The organism is Prevotella sp. SGI.167, from assembly GCF_050313615.1.
Classification (GTDB): Bacteria; Bacteroidota; Bacteroidia; order Bacteroidales; family Bacteroidaceae; genus Prevotella.
In genome coordinates this window covers 1-963 of sequence record NZ_JBNPLT010000104.1, presented here as the reverse complement: position 1 = coordinate 963, position 963 = coordinate 1, and the positions used below count along the sequence as shown (strand labels likewise).

Here is a 963-nt window from a genome sequence, read left to right as displayed (position 1 = left end):
AAACAGGTGGGGCAAAAACACCTCTTTGGCAAAGGAGAAACAGGCAGGATCGAAAAAAAACACAAAGGGATTTTCGTTTATCTATAGAGCTCTTGACATCATGATTATTGATATTTCAAAAAATCCACAAGACTTACAACTTCAACTTTTGGAAAAGGAATTGTTTTCAACACATCATAATGATGATCATTCGTGACAATACATTTGGCATGAGCAGTGATTGCGCAATCAACAAATTTATTATCATCTTTATCAACCTCTATTAAATTGAAATTGTAATAAGGGACTACCAGTTCTGTAAACCTGCTATTCAAAATAGTTTTTACAACATACTCTGCAGCAGCATTCCCCATCAGAAGTTGCATAATCTCAACATACTCTTCTATGATTTCATTAGAAATACAGAGAGTATTCTCGCCACGAACAAAACTATCCCATAAGAAATGGTATTTGCTTCGTGGAGAAACAATCTGTATTAGACAATTTGTGTCTAGAACTAAACGACTCATGACATTTTTAATTTATGCAAATCCATATCATTGATTTCATCAAGTCGTTTTTGATCAAGAACACCCGAATCCCAAAGTTCATTCAAGGATTCATCCATTTTTTTTGAATAGTAAGAATATAGCAATTCTTTCAATTCCTCCAATCCCTTCCGGGAATCATCAACTTGAAACATTTGCAAGAGATGTACCTGCGTATAATTTAATGCTGTTGTTGCCATAATCTTTAAATTAAATATTCAACTTTTGTCGCCAAAGTTACGCTTTTTTCTCGAAACCACCAAGAAAAAAGCAAGAAATCTTCAAGTTATCAGCAAATTATCAGATAAGCAGCCCTTCTAAAGTCCCGCAGTTCTCACAGATGCCCACAGATTTTTTCTTTTACTATTTTACCTTATAAAAGTCACGCAGATTGCGCAGATGACGCAGATTTTTTACCTTTTTACTTTTTTCCCCC

At 34.4% G+C, this 963-nt stretch carries 2 protein-coding genes; both read right to left on the bottom strand.

The genetic code is table 11. The features are described from left to right. Window positions 1-104: 104 nt before the first annotated feature. Entirely contained in the window at window positions 105-509 is a 405-nt protein-coding gene (locus ACQRBJ_RS16060) for a putative toxin-antitoxin system toxin component, PIN family (RefSeq protein WP_445304232.1), read from the bottom strand. Continuing rightward, complete coding sequence (locus ACQRBJ_RS16055) at window positions 506-727, bottom strand: hypothetical protein (protein WP_153124798.1); 222 nt, start codon at window positions 725-727, stop codon at window positions 506-508. The genes ACQRBJ_RS16060 and ACQRBJ_RS16055 overlap by 4 nt, the downstream gene beginning before the upstream one ends. Window positions 728-963: the final 236 nt, after the last annotated feature.